Raw genomic sequence first — 17,628 nt, forward strand, 5'->3', positions numbered from 1 at the left:
CCAAACATGCAACAAGCATTCCTGATTAATCCACTCGCACGGTTTCATCTGTACGCCATGGAGAACGCGCGCACATTCGTCGTTTCCGCCATGGTGCTCACAGGTATCGGACGGCTGATGTTCACCAACCCGGCGCTGGCCGTCGCCGCCATCGTGTTTGTCGCCATGGCGGTCTGGCACTCGTCGCTGCCGCATGCAACGCGCCTGTCGAACCGGCACCTTGCGCTGACCGGCCTGATGCTGTTCGTTGTCACGAGCCTCGTGTTCTCCGGTGTTGCAGACGCACAGTCGAACGGCAGCACGCTCGGTAGCATGGCGACCAGTCTGAAGAACGATATGGGCTCGATCTACAACATGATCGTCTACGCCTTCTACGGCGGCGGTCTCGTCAGCACGGGCGTCGGTGTCAATAACGGCATCAAGAAGTCGAAGGGCGACCAGCAGGTAACCACGGGTTCGATCTTTGGCTACGGTCTGGGCGGCCCGGCGCTCGGCATGGTCGGCTATGTGATGAATTCGGCAGCCGGCTCGATGGGCGCAGGCGCTAGCGCGATGGATGCGCTTCCGGCAGCGGCTCACTGATGGAGCATCCCATCGAGACCCCGGGTAGGGCAGCCACGGCCGATTCGCGGCAACACGCCGTGCTGGACGAAGCAGCAGTACGCGACGCCGGGGTCTCATGGGACGAAGCGACCGAGGGCATGAGCGCACCGAAGTCGACGCTCGGCGCGAATTTCGATTCGCGCCGGCGCAAGGACATCGTGTTCTCCGTCAAGCGGAGGGTGCGGCGGCAGGACGACGACCGCATGGAGCCGTCCGACGCGGCTTACAAGCAGAAACGCCCCGCTATCCTGGCAAGAGGCGAAGGCAGGTGCGTCTTTTGCGGGTTCCGTTCGAACTATACCGAAGTGCATCACCGCAACGACAACCACACGGACAACCGCGAAGAGAACCTGGAAATCGCCGACCCGCTCTGCCACGGAACCCAGCACGTTGGTCAGGTCGGCAACCAGCGGCACGGTGTTTTCATTCACCTCGACGGCGTCCCGCAGGCTGAAGTCAATCATCTGCAGCGGACCATCGCCGTCGTGCTTGAAATGGGCAGCGATGCGGAGAAAGCCGAAGCGCGCGCACTGTTGCAGCATCTCGCGAGCCGCGCAGAACTGGTGTCCTCCGAGTGGGGGAGTGCCAACCCGTCAGACTTCTCCAATGCAATGCTGACGCTTCACGAAGATGATCTGGACAAACGCGTAAGCGCTTTTACCGGCATGGCATTGATCTACCGGCCAGTTCGCTTCGCGCAGTATGTCGCGCGGTGGATCGAAGAGAGTTACAAGTCACTCCCCATCAAGACATGGGGGCAGATATATGAACGCGCACGCACCGCCAGGTAGTGTCCTGGGCGCGCCGGAGAGATCGCAATCATGACCGTGGTAAGCAGCCTTCTCGACAACGTCGAATCATTGATCGCCTGGGTTTCCAGCCACGCGCTGGGCGCCGATCTGCCGTCCTATTGCCAGCTCGAGACAGCGATCGGCCTCGATCCGGACGACCCGCGCGCCAAACAGATGGCGGCCATGGACCCCAAAGGCGCGCGTCCTTACATCCTCATCACGCGCCAGTGCGCGATGCTGACGCTGTTTGAGTTGACCGGCTCGATGGACGTTGTGGGCGAAGTGGAATTCGAACAGATCACCGACGATCTGCGGCGCGCGATGACCGCCTACTTCCAGAAGGCGGGCCACTCCATCGAAATTTCATTCGAGCGCGATCCTGACATGATCCGGCACAAGGTGAAGAGCCTGATGCAACCCGCGTACGATACGTGCGAACGGGTCGGCCTCGATCTGAAGGACATGCTCGACGACCGTTGCGAGCGCGTCGCGTCGCTTTGCTCGCACGAGTCGTGCTACGTGATGCTGTACACCCATCTTTCTTCGATGACGCCTGACGAGTTGAAGCGGGAGATGGAGACGCACAAGCTGCGCATGAAGGAGCACAAGATCCAGCCGATGCTCGAAGCGCAGTCCGTGACTGCGATCCTCAAAGGGCTGCTGAGCCGCCACGAGACTTTCGTCGACGCGATTGAACGTGACTTCGTCCATGCGAAGCTGCACGTCGAGCGCCTGTCGACACATGATGCGGCACGCGCGATTCGCCTCGCTTACGATCGCCGCCGCACCGATCATAAATGGAAACCCGTTTTGCCCGGCGACCGCTTCACCCCGCGCAAGACACGTAACAATTCGGCTAGCGACATGTACCTGCCGAAACTGGCCGAGCAGATGTGCTCAGGCAAGATCCGTACGGAAGGCGACTTTGTATATATCAACGGCGAGTATCACGGCTCCGCATACATGGAAGTCGGACCGCAGGAAATTCACGATTTCATGATGCTGTTCAACCGGGTGGGCAAGGAAGTCCCCTGGCGCATCAAGTTTGCGATCGAGCCAGGTGGTCTGGAGTCGGCCAAGCTGAAGAATCTCGCGGTCAGTATCATCGGCTTTATGGGCAGCACCAATAAGGCAATCAAGCGGTCCTTCGACGCGCTCGAAGAGGCGCAGCGCGACGGCGAGTGCAATGTCTCGGTGCGCGTGACGGCGGCCACCTGGGGACCTGACAAGAAGTCGTGCGAGGACCGTCTGTCGGCCCTCGTCAGCGCGATGCAGGGGTGGGGCGTCGCGCAGATCAGCACGGACACCGGGGATCCGATCCAGGGACTGGCCTCGACCGTACCCGGCTTCACGGATAAATCGGTCGCCCCGAAGATGATCCCGCCGCTCAGCGATCTGGTGCGTCTCTTTCCGATCCAGCGGGCAGCGTCGCCCTGGTTTGCAGGCGGCTCGATCCTGCTGCGCACGCTTGACGGCAAGGTCTATCCGTTCCAGCCGAATTCGTCGCTGCAAACCGCGTGGATCGACCTGATCTGGGCCATCATGGGCTCGGGCAAGTCCGTCTGGCTCAATACGCTGAATCTCGGCGCCATTCTCTCGCCCGGTTTGAAGCGGCTGCCGCTCATCACCATTATCGACGTAGGCGTAAGTTCGAGCGGGCTGATCGAGCTGATCCAGAACGCGCTGCCGGAGGACCGCAAGCACGAGGCCATTTATATCCGCCTGCGCAACAGCGGCGAATATTCGATCAATCCGTTCGACACCTTGCCGGGCTGCCGCAGGCCGACCGCTTTCGACCGCGAGTTCCTGATTTCGCTGCTGACCGCGCTCGCGACGCCCGTCGGCCAGAAGCAACCGTACGCGAACTCGTCGGAACTCGCGGGCATGGTCGTCGACGAGGTGTACGAGAAATACTCGACGCGTGGCTCTGAGAAGCGCTATGAGCGGACTGTCGACGCGGCCGTGGATATGGCGCTTGAGACGACCGGATTCAGGCACGACGAATACACGACGTGGTGGGACGTGACCGACCATCTGACGGCGACTGGCCACGTTCGCGCGGCTCGCCTGGCGCAGCGGTTCGCGGTACCGGTTCTGTCCGACCTGATCGAATCGTTGGGGGCGGAGCGTATTCGCAGCGTGTTCGAGCCCAAGGAAGATTCCAAGGCACGCGTCGATAATGGCATGACGTTGCTCGATGCCATGCGGATGGTGATCACATCCGCGTTACGGGACTTTCCGATCATTGCTTCACATACGCGTTTCGAATTGAATGAGCAATCGCGCGTGGTCGCCCTGGATCTCGAGGAAGTCACCCGCGGCGCCGGCGAAGACGGCGAAAAACGCGCAGAGATCATGTACGTGTTTGCCCGCCAGATCGCGGCGCGGCAATACTACCTGCCAGAAAGCATTGCGGAGCTGGCGCCGGTGCTGTACCACGATGCTCACCGTCAACGCTACGAAGATATCAAGGATGAAATGAAGGCCATCTGTGTGGACGAAGTTCACCGAACGGCCGGCAAGAAATCGTTTCGGCGTCTGCTTTCGCTTGATCGTCGCGAAGGCCGTAAGCACGGCATCCGTGTGTCGCTTGCGAGCCAGTTCATGGCCGACTTTGAAACGGACGGGGAATCAATCACCGAATCGGCTTTCTCCGCGTACATCATGAATGCGGGCAGTCCGAATTCGCGTGCCGAAGCCCAAAAGATGTTCGGCTTGTCGAACTCGGCGATGACCGCGTTGCAGCGCGACGTGCGAGGCGCGGGCAAGTTTCTCGTCTGGCACCAGACGAAAAGCGGCGTGGTCACCCAGATCTTGCATAACGCGCCCGGTGCAATCGAGCTATGGGCGTTCTCGACGACCGCGAAGGACGTTGGGCTGCGGCGCCGTCTGTACAAACGGACCTCACCCGCAACCGCCCGGAAAATCCTCGCCAAAGAGTTTCCGAGCGGCACCGCGGCGCAGTATCTCGAAGGCCGGCAGGCGGAGCAGGGCGCGCGCGACGACGACAACATTATCGATGCGGTCGCGAACGAACTGGTCGTGAAGTACGGACTCGAAAAAGCGGAACTGCCAACATGAGCAAAACCGAAAGCACGGAAAAGAAGTCGAGCGCGGCACGACGCATCGCGCGCTCCAGCCTTTATCTGATTCCAGGCTACCCGCTCGTCAAGGCAGCCACGTCGATGAAAGACACCGTTGCAACGGGCCTGCAGACCATTACCGATCAGAACCGCGAACTGGCCGCACAGCGCAGAAACCCGCGCTCGCGCACGTTCAACGAGGCGCTCGCCATGCGTTCGCCGGAGGCGATGCCGCTCGAGGCAATCGAACGCTTGTGTACCCGCAAAAAGCAGTTCTTCATGGCGGTGGCATTCGTCTCTGCAAGCTTCATATTTGGCAGTGCGATCGGCCACAATTATTTCGGAACGTTGATCGGTCTGCTTTTTACGTTTTTCTGCCTGATGTTCGTGTTGAAGTTCGAGCACCAGTTGTGGCAGATCGAGACAGGCCGCGCGGCTCCGGATAAACCTCTGGGCGGATACCGGCAGTTTTTCGCACAACCCGGCGCGTTCAGGCGGCTATTCGATCCCAGGTTGTTTAGTTAATGCGGCTCGTTTATTCCGTATCGCCATAAACATAAGGATGTAGACGACATGCTCGCCATCATTAGAAGAACGTACCGGCTCATCGTATTGTTCGGGTTGTTCGCGGTTTCAGGCGCTGTCTTCGCTCAGACGTCGATCCAGTCTATAGGGACGATCACAGGCGCGGCGTCGAACGGCACCGACAAATCCATGACGGCGCTGCAACTCATCTATGGTCCGATTGCCACGAATCCGCTGACTGGGGGAGACGCGGCCGCAGGCGCATCGTCTGGAGGGCTGATTGCCCAGGTGTTCCTCGTTCTGAACTCCTGCATTCTGGCTGTGGGCGTGATCTGGGCGATGTATCACTTCGGCTCCGCGATGATCGCGACCGGGCAGGATGGGGAATTTCTGGGGCAAAAGAAGTCATCTCCGTGGTTCATCATTCGTATGGGGGTGGGCTTCACCGGACTGGTGCCGATGTTCGGCGGGTACTGCGGTGCGCAGATCATCATGCTATGGGGAACAATGATGGGCGTGGGCATCGCCAACCTTGCCCTGTCTGCGGCAATCAGCGTGCTGACGAGCGGCGGGTCTCTGGTGGGAACACCGGTCGTGCCGCAGGTGACGACGCTCGCGCAGTCATTGTTCGAGGCGAATCTTTGCGCGGCCGCTGCCAATCAGGCGATCGCCAACCTGCCCGATGATGCCGGCGTGACAGCGGACAGCGGGGATACGTTCAGCCCGAGTACGACGGCCAACAAGATCGTGCTCATGAACCAGAACGGCCTGTCGTGCGGCGGCGCCGAAGTTGATGCCAATGTGGCTACGTCGGCAAGTGCGTCAGCGTCGACATCTGCGTCTGCCTTGAACGCTTACTCAACGGATACGAGCTCGGTTGCATCATCGCTGCAGGGGGCCCAGCAAAGCGCGCTGTCTACCATGCAGTCCACATTGTCAGGTGCCGCCCAGTCGTATGTTTCCGCGGTCAACAACCAGGCTCAGCCGGCCGATCCGCAGGCGACGATTGAAGTTGCCGCGCAGGCGTATCAGAGCGCGATCCAGGCGGCGATCAGCAGCCAGTCGAACACGATCAGCGCTTTAGCCAGCTCCATCCAGTCCAACCTGACGCGCGACGGCTGGATCATGCTCGGCGCCTGGTATCAATCGTTCGCGCAAGCCAACTCCCAGTTGTCGCAGTTGGCGGCGGACGTGGCGACTGCGGTTCCCCCGACCGATCTGGACAACCTGCCTTATCCGCAGCTCTACAAGAGCGTAATGGCAAGTTACAACCAGCAAATCCAGCAGGATGCGTCCGTTTCGGCCGGTGGAAGCGGAACCTCCACAGCGGCGGCCGGCAGCAATCTGTACACGGGCACGAGCGATCCACAGAGTTTGCTGTCGCACTGGTTTCCCGGGCAAGATCTCCTGAGCGAAGTGACCGCGCTCATCTCCGGTGCCACCCAAACCGGAGCGAACGCTCCGGTGCAACTTAACCCGCTGATCGCCATGAAGAGCGTCGGCGATTACATTGTCAGCGCCGGGATGAGCATGCTCGGCTCGTATATCGGTCAAGCGCCGGACAAGACGGCTGGTTCGCAGATCGGAAACATCACGACCACCGTGGCGAACGCCCTGGGCTCAAGCACGGCATCGAAGGCTGCGGGCAATGGGGCGAAGGACGCGATTGGACCATTCGTGGTGGTCATGGTGATCACGCTGCTGTTCTTCGGCGTAATGCTCTCGGTTTACATGCCGATGCTGCCGTTCATCATCTGGTTTAGCGGGGTCGTCTCGTGGTTCATGGTCGTGGCCGAAGCGATGGTGGCGTCGCCGCTATGGGCGATGACTCACCTTGATGGGGATGGGGAAGGGCTCGGGCAGCGCACCCAGCATGGCTATGTATTTCTGTTGAACGTGATGCTGCGCCCGGTCTTTATGGTGTTTGGTTTCCTGCTTGCCGGGGCGAGTGTGGTGGTGCTCGGCTCGCTTCTGAACACGATGTTCGGAGTGGCGATGGAGAACGCGCAGTACGGTTCGACAACCGGCATCGTGACCATGATTGGCTTCATCGTTCTTTATGTCGGGATGTGCCAGACGCTATGCAACTCCGCGTTCAGCTTGATTCACGTCATCCCGGACAACGTTTTCTCCTGGATCGGCGCCCAGATGGCGGCACCGAATTCCGGCTTCGAGGAAGGGGTGAAGCGCAATTTCGACAGCAGCGTGGGCCAGAGCAGCGGAAATGCGCATTCGTTGAGTCCCGGTCCGGGACGCGCACCGGCCAATACAACATCGACGGCGCCAGGAGGACTCAGAGTAGCGGGGAAGAGTAGTGGTGGGTCGAAGAGCTGAATGGGATGCCGGCACTGGCGGGAGTTGTCGGTTTCGATGACGACGGCCGATTGTGAAACCTTATTTAATGAATTTGAAACGTTTATTGCAATTTCATAACGGCGCTCGACCCATGAAGAAAGCAATAGATAATGGCTCCCGCTGCGAATACGCCAGCCTTAAGAAAATCCGCGCTTACAGATGAATGCCTCCGCTCGCTCGCGCCGATTGCAGGAATGTGCCCGCGAGCCGAGGGGAGCGGCATGTTAAATGCATCTTTCCTAGAGACAGTGAATGAAGAAACGGCTTCCCCAACCGGATGTGATGACGAATCGGCTGACACGGGTTGCGTCGGCGATTGCTGCGTTGTTGCTTGTGTCAGCTTCGCTAATACTGGCTGAGAGCGAGGCGGCCGCGGCAGGCGACGCTGCTGTAGCGCGTGCGTACCCGCCAGTGGTGGAGCAGCAGGGTGCGGCCGATTTTGTGTTTTATCTCGACGGGCCGGCCAGTGCGGCCAGATTGCCGAACGGCCTGCCTGATATTGCGCTGGATAGACCTCATAAGAAAAACGGCGTATGGATCTTGCCACTGTTTTTCAGAGGCAAGATTCCGGTGGCTTCCTATAACCCAAAAAGCTTCACCGTGACGTTGCACTCGGGAGCACACATCAGCCTGGAATTCGAGCCAACGGATGGCTCATGGAAGCGCGATGACAAGACAAATATCTATACGCGCGCCGACCGCGCTCGATTTGGATACGAGGAGTTTAATCTTCCCGATGGCATCGAGGATCTGGAAATGCGGTGTGGCGACGTAAGCGGCGGAGTTGTCAGGCTCGATGCAACGGGCAAGCCGCTGTGGCGCAAAACGTACGTGAAGCTGGAGCACAACGTACGTGAGGACGACTGGGGGAGTTGTGGGCATTTTCCGCGCCAGCCACAGTTATTAAGAGGAGGCGATTTGATCGGCTTTGGCGATGACACGATTGGGGTTCTGGTCGGTCACACGGTGATACGCGTCTCGGCCGAAACCGGCATGCCGGTTGGCCCTGTATCCGACGTGAAGGTTTTTGATTCGGCAGAAGTAGCTGCGGCCAGGGCTGAAAGATATTCAAAGGTGTTTGGCGGCGGCAAGCTTCTGACATTTGATAATGAAGCCGAGTACTACAAACTGGAAACGGATTACTTTTTCCCCCACGGAGAATAAAAAAGGATAGACATGCCGAAGAGCTATTCGGAGAACGATCTCATGGAAATCCTGTACAACGCCGTTGGTCGTTCAGGCGAAGTCGGTACGAAAAGTGCCTTTACCTTGCAACTGGCCGCGAGCTACAACAAGAGCAGCAAGGAACTCAATGTTTCCGGGAAGAGCGGCTACGCACTCGGTCTTTTGCAGTATGACTTCGGCGCGCGATCAGACATCAAGGATTCCAGCTCCAACCTGACGGGAATCAACTTACTCATCGGTTCATATAACGCGTGGGCGGCCGGCAACGGACAAACGGCGCTGACACCGAACGAGCAAAAGCAGTTATCCGACGATTTGAGAACTCGCGGTCCTGAATTCGTAGGACCCTCCGGGCACGCTTCGGACCGCTACATGGTGCAGGGCGATCCTCTTCGCGCGAAGATCGATCAATTTCTGACCAGTGACGCAGGTTTGCAGTACGTCCACGCGCTTGATACCAGCGTCCTGAAAACATCCAAAGGGTTCGCTGGCTTGCTGCCGTTTGCGCAGCAAGTCGCCGGCTCGCCCACAGTCCAGAACATGTCGGACAGGGACAGCGAGTGTGCAATCGCGGCGTTGAGCAAGATTTTCAATCAGAATCCTCAGGTAGCAGGGGAGATCGTTAGTAGTCTCAAAGGGCAGTCGATGGACTTCGAGAAACTCGAAGCGCACATCTCGTCACAGATTGCCCAGAGCAAGCACCTTGGAACGTCCTCCAAGGCATCGTTGTCCTCAGGCGTTGCCGCAACGGTTCGCGGCATGAAGCTTATCGACGACATCCGCAGCTCGCCGGTCCTGGGCCCGTTGTGGTCGGCGTCAGTCAGTCAGGATCCGTCCCTGGAGAGCGATTTTTCCAAGCCCCCTGCGAAACAGCTCTTTGACTCAATGCTCCGCAATCCGGATGCGGGCGAACAGGTTCTGGCGGCGATCGACTCAGGGCAGAGCGTGCTTATTCCAACCAGCAAGGACTCGGCGAAGGAGAGCTACATCGCCGGCGTCGCGACGGACGGGACATTGTTCGCGATGGATGGGCAGGGCGCGGGCAGGGCCTATGCGAATGGTGACTGGACGCCGTTTTTGAACGGCGGCGGCTTGGCCGAGCAGAACCGTCACGGACAGTGGGAGATCGCATCACACAGCCACGCCGAGCATCTTGCGGCAGACAGCGAGTCTCTGGGACCCACGGCCTCGAACACTCCACCCCGTACCAGCGAGCTAGCCAGTGACCCGATGAGCACCTATTTGCAGCTTGCCGCAGAGGTCGCTGAGGACACCGACGCTTTGACGGGTAATCAGGCAAACATTCGCTCGTTCCGCTTCCGGTGATCGGACCCAAGGTGAGGTGCGTGTTTGGCTCGCGTCGGGGACAAGGTGCATGCCTCTTTCCCGTCCTGCCTTTCAGGGCGTTGGCGGAGATAGGGCCGCGCATCAAGTTCGCGATTGCAGGCGGCAGGCTTCCCGCGAGCATCTAGGAATTCGATTTATTCTCCGGCCCACTGTTCTGCTGGCTTTCCGCTTGCACCGGCCGAGAATCCGAGTGCGATAACGCGTTTCGCTCAGCGAGTATCTCAACCATGAGTTTTGTAAGATCGGAGGCAGGCAATCTCCCTTCTTTCATTCCAAAATCGAACCAATGCCAGTAGGGGTCGAAGCCGACGTTCGTGATATCCGGGTTCTGTTCAGAATACCACTGGCTGTTTAGCGCATCTTTCAGCACTTTGGACCCGGGAATGGCGATCGCACCGATAATCTGAGCGGTAGTTGGATCTAATTGGGCAGGCGGCTGTATCTCGAGGTTCGATTCGGCTTTCTGGGGCTCGCTTAGCTTTCTTGTCAACGAGTAGACGATTTTTGTCAGCATCGAAATTTCCTGCTCGAGTTTCTCGATGGGACTCAAATCCAGCACCTCATTCTTTGCCGGCGAGGGAAAGAGACGTGTATCACGCGGGATTTTCTGGAAAAATATCCTTTTTACATTTTCATTGCTTTGCGAATAATAATCCATGATTTTCGAGCGAATTTCCGGGTCGAAAATGTAAGGTTTGGATTTATTTTGGCGACTGTCCTTGCCAAGCAGCTCATTCATGGCATCGTAAAAAGACATGTCGTGAATGGATGTAAACTCATCCTGAACATGATGGGCCAGAGAGATTAATCGCTCGTCGTTACTTTCATTAATAATGCCGATTTTTTTATGATTTTCATCAACAGGCAATCCAATGGTCTTTATGAAGTCGTCGACAACATCCCCGTTGTACATTGTTTTTCGGTCGAACAGACGGACGTGAACGCGATCTCGGCCAAAGTCCTCCAGCCACGGGGTTAACATGGCATACCAGTCTCCATCGACTGGGGCGCGGGCCGACAGATATTCGCCGATATTCTTATAAGCTTTGACGTACCATTGCCCCCATGAAGACGAAAGATACTCGTCCTGACGGCGAATATAGGCAACGATATGCACGTCAAAATGTGCCTTCTCCTCGGAAAACAGGCGTGAATACGCATGCAGGCCAGAGAGATTCTCGGCGCTGATGATTAACGTGTGCAAATTGCTTTTGTCCATCTCCTCCTTGAGTGTCGCCAGACGGCGCCGCACGATGAGTGCGGCGTCCGGTCTGGTTGGCTGGTGAGGAGAATGAGGAAGATTGGCTAACTCCGGCGCACCTAGCAAATTTACGAAGAAATTAATTTGCTGGCCGTAGACACGTGCATTCGTGGTCAAGTCCAATCCGGGAATCAGTACACCCTGTGCTCTGAGCGCCGCCGCGTTAGCGCCCAGATAGGCCTGTATCGCCGAGCTGCCACATTTGCCGGCGCCAATATGAATGATGAGCTTTTGCATGATTGCTATCCGTGCAACGGCAGGTCGTTGTCGTAGACACGACACTCGCTCGTTGCGTGGGGTCAGGCGTTGAACGTTCGGTTACGCGGGTAAGCATGCTTTTTTTCACCGTTCTGTTCAATGCGGAAACCGCGCAGTTACGGGGCACGGCGTTACCGCAAGTTACGTCAGGCGGTCTTTGTAAGCGTGGGTAAGTTTTTGGAACGGGGTTCGGGTCGGCCGAGGTATGGGAGTGAGGAAGTTGGTGGATCTAATTTGACATAAGATAAATTATCGAACTTTTTGCTTGTAGCGGCTAGATGGTAATGTCCGCTTTTAGCTGCATAGAAATGTCCGCTTTTGATGCCGTCGTATGCTAGCCAGCCGCCGTTTTTCCGGCGCTGGAGACCTCGATGGCTGTGACAGAACGGATAACTATGACGATGCGGGAACTGGACCGACTCAAGGTCATTCAGGCCGTGACCGAGGCCCGGCTCAAGCCGGGCCAGGCGGCTGAGCGACTGGGATTGTGTGTACGCCAGGTCGAGCGGCTGGTGCAGCGTTATGAGGTGGCCGGCGTGGCCGGACTGGTGTCGGGCAAACGTGGCCGGCCGGGCAATCACCAGCTTCCTGCCGGCATGGCGCAGCGGGCGCTAGCGCTGATCCGCGAGCGCTACACGGATTTTGGCCCGACGCTGGCGTGCGAGAAGCTGCGCGAATGTCATGGCATTGAGCTGGCCGTGGAGACGGTCCGCACACTGATGCGGGCTGCCGGGCTGTGGATTCCGCGTAAGGAGCGCCCGCCGAAGGTGTACCAGCCGCGTAACCGTCGTGCCTGCCTGGGCGAACTGATCCAGATCGACGGCAGCGATCACCGCTGGTTCGAAGACCGGGCGCCGGCCTGTACGCTGCTGGTATTTATCGACGACGCGACCGGGCGGCTGATGACGCTGCACTTCACGGCGACGGAGTCGACCTTCAGCTACTTCGAGGCGCTGGCGAAGTATCTGGACACGCACGGCAAGCCGGTGGCGTTCTACAGCGACAAGGCCAGCGTCTTTTACGTGAAGCAACGTTCAGAGACGGCGGGTAAAGGCGTCACGCAGTTCGGCCGGGCCCTGTATGAACTGAACATCGACGCGTTCTGTGCGAACACGAGTCAGGCCAAGGGACGCGTCGAGCGGGCCAACCTGACGCTGCAGGATCGCCTCGTGAAGGAGTTGCGGCTACGCGGCATCAGCACCCGCGAGGCGGCCAATGCGTATGCGCCCTCCTTCATCGCCGACTTCAACCGGCGATTCGGCAAACCACCCAGGAGCGATCACGACGCTCACCGGACGTTGCATGTCGACGAGGATCTGCGGCAGATCCTCGCGTATCGCGTGCCACGCAAGGTCTCCAATGCACTGACCGTGCAGTACGACCGGGTGATGTATCTGCTCGATGACACGCCCGTCAGTCGTGCTCTGATGCATGAGTACGTGGAGGTCGTTGAATACCCCGATGGCGTCATCGAGGTCCAGGCCAGCGGTGTCACGCTGCCGTACCGGCAATACGATCGCATCACGCGCATTGATCAGGGTGCGGAGCTCGAGAACAAGCGGCTGGCCAGCGCGCTCCAGGTGGCACGGCAGATTCAGGCCATGCGTGATGATCGCCGGACCTCGGGCTCGCCGTCACGGACGCATTGCGGTGAAGAAGTTCGCGCGAAGCAGGCCCTCATCGGGCTGAAGAGACAGCGAGCAATTGACTTTACCGACATCAATCATGCTGTTCTGGAAGTCAGTGCCAAGGCAATGCAGGAACGGGGGGCGGCTGCGCCGCCCCACCCCAAAACCATAAAAAGAAACAAGGCTAAAACCACTCTGAAACACGACATTTCTATTTAGCTGGAGGTGCGACATTTGAACTTGGCGGTGACATTTGCAAGGTTCGTAAGTTATGTGAAAGGCAGCAACTCACTTCGCAAAACGCTACATTAGCCGCTTCCCAACAAGCGGCTTTTTTGTTCCCGCCGCACACAACAGCCATACCGAGGCCGGGCATGACCAAACGAAAACCAAAAATCCTGACGCGCAACAACGCCGCGTCACCAGCCGAATTCCAGTACTACGCACGCAGCCTGCCCATGCGTCACCTTTGCAGGACGCTCCAGCGCCATGAACGCACCATCAAGGACTGGATGGCCGGAAAGGCCGTGATCCCGCCGTGGGCCGTAGCGGTGTTGCGCCTTCAGGCGCTCGAATACGAGCTTATGCGTGACCAGATGGGTTTTACCGCGATTGAGCGCGAGGCAGCGCAGCAGGCATCGCAACCCGTCATCAAGCCGCGCCCCGCAGCCAACGACGCATTGTTTGTCCACCAGCTCACACTCGATATCAGGGCAATCTAGTCCTCGCATATCTCCGTACCTGGCCGAACCCCCGGATCAAATTCTTCACCACATCTTGACAACAGGTACTGAGCCACGGACTATCCGCATAGCTGGTCATAACAATCAAATCACAGGAACGATACTTCGCCATCCAAAACATCAGGCGAGGATGTATACATCGTTCCATCTGCCTTCCCGCCCTCTCCCAAAAATCAGGCGTAGCTGATACTGCCGACACGGCCGGCATTCGGATTGCGAAAACGTAAAACAACTTCAAATCATTGGGCGATGAACATGAGGCTTCGTGACTATTTCACCGCAGCTACAGTTTTGGCGTCTCTTAACGCCGCTTTGCTCACGGGATGCGAGCGCTCCGACTCAAGCACGGCGACAGCAACGTCGACCGTACCCAAGGCAGTGCCTTTGTGCACGATAACACCTCCGCGCCCAAAAGCGCCCCCATGCACGACCGCGCTTGCGGGCAAAGCAAAGCTTTCTGCCACAGCAGCGTCTTCTGCCGCAGCAGCGTCTTCTGCCGCAGCAGCGTCTTCTGCCGCAGCAGCGTCTTCTGCCGCAGCAACGTCTTCTGGCACAGCAACACCTTCTGCCACCGCAGCGCCTTCTGCCACAGCAGCGCCTTCTGCCACAGCAGCGCCTTCTGCCACAGCAACACCTTCTGCCACGGCAACACCTTCTGCCACAGCAATACCCTCTGGCACAGCAACACCCTCTCGCCCGACAGCGACAACTCCTACAACGACAACAACGGCCGAAACATGGACGATGCCTACGACGAATGTGCCACTCGGTTCCACTGGGGCAACAACACAAACTGTCACCAGCAATCAATTGACCAAAGGAGTCTCCTACTACCACATCGAATACCGCGACGCCGCGAACGATCCATGGCTAATCAACGTTCTGGCGATTCAGCCTTCCCGGACCACTGCCCGGTTGGCCTACGAGCTACCCGGCGGAAACAACCGCGGCGGCTCCGGAGAAACAGTGTCGGCTGCCGCATCCAGAGTCGGCGCGATTGCCGGAATTAACGCGGGTTTTTTCTCAAACGTGAACGTGGCGGGAATAGCATCACCGGCACGGTCGTCCGTCGGCACTACCGTGGTCAATGGGAAGCTGGTCGGCACCGCGGCAGGCGGTCGCCCTGGAGCGCTGATCCAGACCACCAGCGATGGATACCCAAGCGTCACCATACTGCCTGACCTGACGTCGAAAACGACCTTGACAGACGCCCACAACTCATCCATCACCGTGAATCAAATAGACGTCCCAATTCTAGGAATGGTTATCAACTGCGGAGCACAGGCCAGGCCTCCGACGCCCACGCCGGAACAGGACACCGATTGCACAAACGCCGATGACTTGCGGATGTATGACTCCCAGTACCTTCACGATGAATCGTCCAACACACAGGTGGACAACAACCTGACCAGACTGGCAACCTATGAACTGGTAGTCGATTCAACAGGGTATGTTGTGGCAGGGCACACGTCGCTCGGCGCGCAGGCGCCCGAAGATGGGTACGTGCTTCAAGGGCTCGGCAGCAGCGCTATATGGCTTCAAGACCACTACTCCGCCAGCACACACCTCAGTGTGACCAGCCATTTGTATTCGGACGGCAAAGAAGTCACTCTCACGCCCGGTATGACTATCGTAGAGGCAGGGCCTACGCTATCAGTGCCGGGCGACAACCTGCTATCAAATGCGTGGGCTGAAGGGTTCCCGAAGAATCCAAATGGAACTGACGCCGGAGAATCGACGGCATCGGATTCAGGCTGGTATAGCGGCTGGGTTATAGGCCGCAATCCTCGCACGGCCATCGGAACCGCGCCTGACGGTACCATCCTGCTTGTAGAAATCGACGGGCGAAACGGCAAAATCAGCCAGGGAACGACGATCCCGGAGACTGCTGCAGTCATGCGCTGGCTTGGTGCAACCTCAGCAATGAACCTCGACGGCGGCGGGTCGAGCAACATGGTCGTGGTCAATAATCTGGTACGCCACCCGACTGCGAACAGCGATTCGGTAGGCCACCCGTCCGATTCCACCGGCGAGCGGCCGGTAGGCGGAACATTTATGATCGAGGCAGGCAACTAGCACGACCGGGGTTAAGTCGCCTGATGCTCAACCCGCCCTACCCGGCCACAATCTGCCTTGCTGGATGCCATCCACGCCCGCGACGACTCGACCAGACGGATCTCGTCGTGCCGGAGACGAAAGCCATGCAACACATTGCCCACGCGCTGTCAGTGGTGGCTCAGGTAACCGCCGTCGACCGCGATCACCTGGCCGGTAACGTAGGACGCCGCTTCTGACGCGAGGAAGACGGCCGCGCCGCCGATCTCTTTTGGATCGGCCCAGCGCCCCAGCGACGTGCGGTGCTTGAGCATCTCGGTGACCATCGGCGTCGCCACGAGGCCGGCGTTGGTTTCCGTGGCGAAGAAGCCCGGCGCAATCGCGTTGACAGTAATTCCACGTGGACCGAGGTCGGCGGAGAGCGTTCGGGTCAGGGCGTTGAGGCCCGCCTTCGCGGCTGCGTAAGGCGCGTCGATAGGCCCGCCCAAAAAGCTGCCGACAGAGCTGATATTGATAATCCGGCCCCAGGCTTGTTCGATCATCACCTTCGCCGCAGTCCGGCTGATGTGGAAAGGAGCGACAAGGTTATCTTCCAGTGTGGCCCGGACGTCATCGAGCGCGAAGTCAAAGAGCGTCCTACGATCGCGCCGCCCGACATTGTTGATCAGGATATCGAGGCGGCCGTGTTGGGCGCGGATGTCGCCGATGGCCTTTTCCACAGCGGGCGCGTCGCTGACATCGAAGGCCAGGCTGAAGGCCGCTCCGCCCTCGGCGCCGATCGCCCCGGCTGCCCTGGTTAGCGTATCTTCCTGCCGGCCGTTCAGAATAACGGTCGCACCAGCGGCGGCCATTGCCCGCGCCATTTCGAAACCGAGGCCGCGCCCGGCCCCGGTGACGAGGGCGACCCGCCCGCTGAGGTCGAAAATGGATTTGCCATGAGTCATGTGACGTGCTCCTCAATATGCGCGTCGATTGGTCAACCTGCTTCAGAGGATTCTGCGCACGACGCTCAACGGCGCGAACCGAACCACAAGTGCCGCCAGCCTGGTCGGCCACCACGGCGCATAGACTTTCGTGCGGCGACGTTCGACACCGGCGACGATCGCGCGGACAGCATCAGCAGCGTCTACCATCATGCTGTGGCCTTCCATGTGCGTGGTCATCTCGGTGCGGACGAGTCCGGGATAAACGATCGAGACGTCCAGCCCGGGGATTCGTTCGCTGAGCAGGCCATCCCCGAGCGAGGTGACGCCGGCTTTCGTGGCCGAGTAGACGGCTCTTGGTCCCTTGATGCCACGAAGGCCATTTACAGAAGACATGAGCACAAGGTGCCCGCGCCCCTGCTTGCGGAAGATTTCCAACGCCGCTTCGCACTGCGCCAGCGCACCCAGAAAATTGGTCTGCACGATATTGCAATTGGCTTGAGCGTTCCCGGTTCCGATCTCGCGACCGCCACTGACTCCAGCGTTGACGACAACGCGATCTATCGAACCGAAGGTGTCCACGAAGCGTTGGAATACAGCGCTCACTGCTACAGGATCAGTGACATCGAGAGGCGACGCCTGCACGCGCCGGCCTGTAGCAGCGCGGATTTCGTCAGCCAGTGCAACCAGGCGGTCCGCGCGCCGGGCACATAGACCGAGGTCGTAGCCGAGGGCCGCGAACTGCCGGGCCATTTCCGCACCCATGCCGGAACTTGCGCCCGTGATCACCACGACACCTCGCGCGGATGGTGCGGTTGCCTTGCGAGAACTGCTAGTTCCGTGCCGCTCGACCGACGCGCCTGGCTCGGCG

The 17,628-nt window shown here is 58.9% G+C and carries 14 protein-coding genes; 10 read left to right on the forward strand and 4 right to left on the reverse strand.

From position 1 onward, the window contains the following. The first annotated feature begins 6 nt into the window (after positions 1-6). The 7 genes from FFS45_RS08915 (at position 7) to FFS45_RS08945 (ending at position 9,868) form a co-directional block, all read left to right on the forward strand. Entirely contained in the window at positions 7-582 is a 576-nt protein-coding gene (locus FFS45_RS08915) for a hypothetical protein (RefSeq protein WP_137954263.1), read from the forward strand. Then, on the forward strand, positions 582-1,394 hold the full coding sequence (locus FFS45_RS08920; protein ID WP_137954264.1) for an HNH endonuclease: 813 nt from the start codon (positions 582-584) through the stop codon (positions 1,392-1,394). Before FFS45_RS08915 ends, FFS45_RS08920 begins: the two co-directional genes overlap by 1 nt. A gap of 30 nt (positions 1,395-1,424) precedes the next feature. Next, positions 1,425-4,475, forward strand: coding sequence for a hypothetical protein (locus FFS45_RS08925; RefSeq protein WP_137954265.1), 3,051 nt, complete (start codon positions 1,425-1,427; stop codon positions 4,473-4,475). Beyond that, positions 4,472-5,002, forward strand: coding sequence for a hypothetical protein (locus FFS45_RS08930; RefSeq protein WP_137954266.1), 531 nt, complete (start codon positions 4,472-4,474; stop codon positions 5,000-5,002). Before FFS45_RS08925 ends, FFS45_RS08930 begins: the two co-directional genes overlap by 4 nt. A gap of 48 nt (positions 5,003-5,050) precedes the next feature. Further along, positions 5,051-7,336: a DotA/TraY family protein gene (locus FFS45_RS08935; protein WP_137954267.1), complete on the forward strand. Its 2,286-nt coding sequence runs from the start codon at positions 5,051-5,053 to the stop codon at positions 7,334-7,336. A 273-nt stretch (positions 7,337-7,609) separates the two neighbouring features. Beyond that, on the forward strand, positions 7,610-8,521 hold the full coding sequence (locus FFS45_RS08940; RefSeq protein ID WP_137954268.1) for a hypothetical protein: 912 nt from the start codon (positions 7,610-7,612) through the stop codon (positions 8,519-8,521). A gap of 12 nt (positions 8,522-8,533) precedes the next feature. Then, positions 8,534-9,868 carry a hypothetical protein gene (locus FFS45_RS08945; RefSeq protein ID WP_137954269.1) on the forward strand — a complete coding sequence of 445 codons (1,335 nt, stop codon included), beginning with the start codon at positions 8,534-8,536 and terminating at the stop codon, positions 9,866-9,868. Positions 9,869-10,010: 142 nt separating this feature from the next. Here FFS45_RS08945 and FFS45_RS08950 read toward each other — a convergent pair whose 3' ends face one another. Then, the gene (locus tag FFS45_RS08950) at positions 10,011-11,387 is read right to left on the reverse strand and encodes a hypothetical protein (protein WP_137954270.1); all 1,377 of its coding nucleotides are present in this window, start codon (positions 11,385-11,387) and stop codon (positions 10,011-10,013) included. A gap of 416 nt (positions 11,388-11,803) precedes the next feature. Between FFS45_RS08950 and FFS45_RS08955 the strand changes: the two genes are divergently transcribed. Both FFS45_RS08955 and FFS45_RS08960 read left to right on the forward strand, forming a co-directional pair. Continuing rightward, positions 11,804-13,255 carry an ISNCY family transposase gene (locus tag FFS45_RS08955; protein WP_137954354.1) on the forward strand — a complete coding sequence of 484 codons (1,452 nt, stop codon included), beginning with the start codon at positions 11,804-11,806 and terminating at the stop codon, positions 13,253-13,255. A gap of 155 nt (positions 13,256-13,410) precedes the next feature. After that, entirely contained in the window at positions 13,411-13,758 is a 348-nt protein-coding gene (locus FFS45_RS08960) for a hypothetical protein (RefSeq protein WP_137954271.1), read from the forward strand. A gap of 337 nt (positions 13,759-14,095) precedes the next feature. Here the strand turns inward: FFS45_RS08960 and FFS45_RS08965 are convergent, their stop codons facing one another. After that, on the reverse strand, positions 14,096-14,488 hold the full coding sequence (locus FFS45_RS08965) for a hypothetical protein (protein ID WP_212745713.1): 393 nt from the start codon (positions 14,486-14,488) through the stop codon (positions 14,096-14,098). 35 nt (positions 14,489-14,523) lie between these two features. Between FFS45_RS08965 and FFS45_RS08970 the strand changes: the two genes are divergently transcribed. Beyond that, entirely contained in the window at positions 14,524-15,855 is a 1,332-nt protein-coding gene (locus FFS45_RS08970; RefSeq protein ID WP_137954273.1) for a phosphodiester glycosidase family protein, read from the forward strand. 149 nt (positions 15,856-16,004) lie between these two features. On the opposite strand, the gene FFS45_RS08975 is transcribed toward FFS45_RS08970, so the two are convergent. Together FFS45_RS08975 and FFS45_RS08980 are read right to left on the reverse strand one after the other, a co-directional pair. Further along, positions 16,005-16,778 (reverse strand): SDR family oxidoreductase, encoded by a 774-nt coding sequence (locus FFS45_RS08975; RefSeq protein ID WP_137954274.1) that lies wholly within the window; start codon positions 16,776-16,778, stop codon positions 16,005-16,007. Positions 16,779-16,820: 42 nt separating this feature from the next. Further along, complete coding sequence (locus FFS45_RS08980) at positions 16,821-17,549, reverse strand: SDR family oxidoreductase (RefSeq protein ID WP_212745714.1); 729 nt, start codon at positions 17,547-17,549, stop codon at positions 16,821-16,823. Positions 17,550-17,628: the final 79 nt, after the last annotated feature.

Origin of the sequence: Burkholderia sp. 4M9327F10, from assembly GCF_005503145.1 — a bacterium.
In the GTDB taxonomy this organism is placed as follows: domain Bacteria; phylum Pseudomonadota; class Gammaproteobacteria; order Burkholderiales; family Burkholderiaceae; genus Paraburkholderia.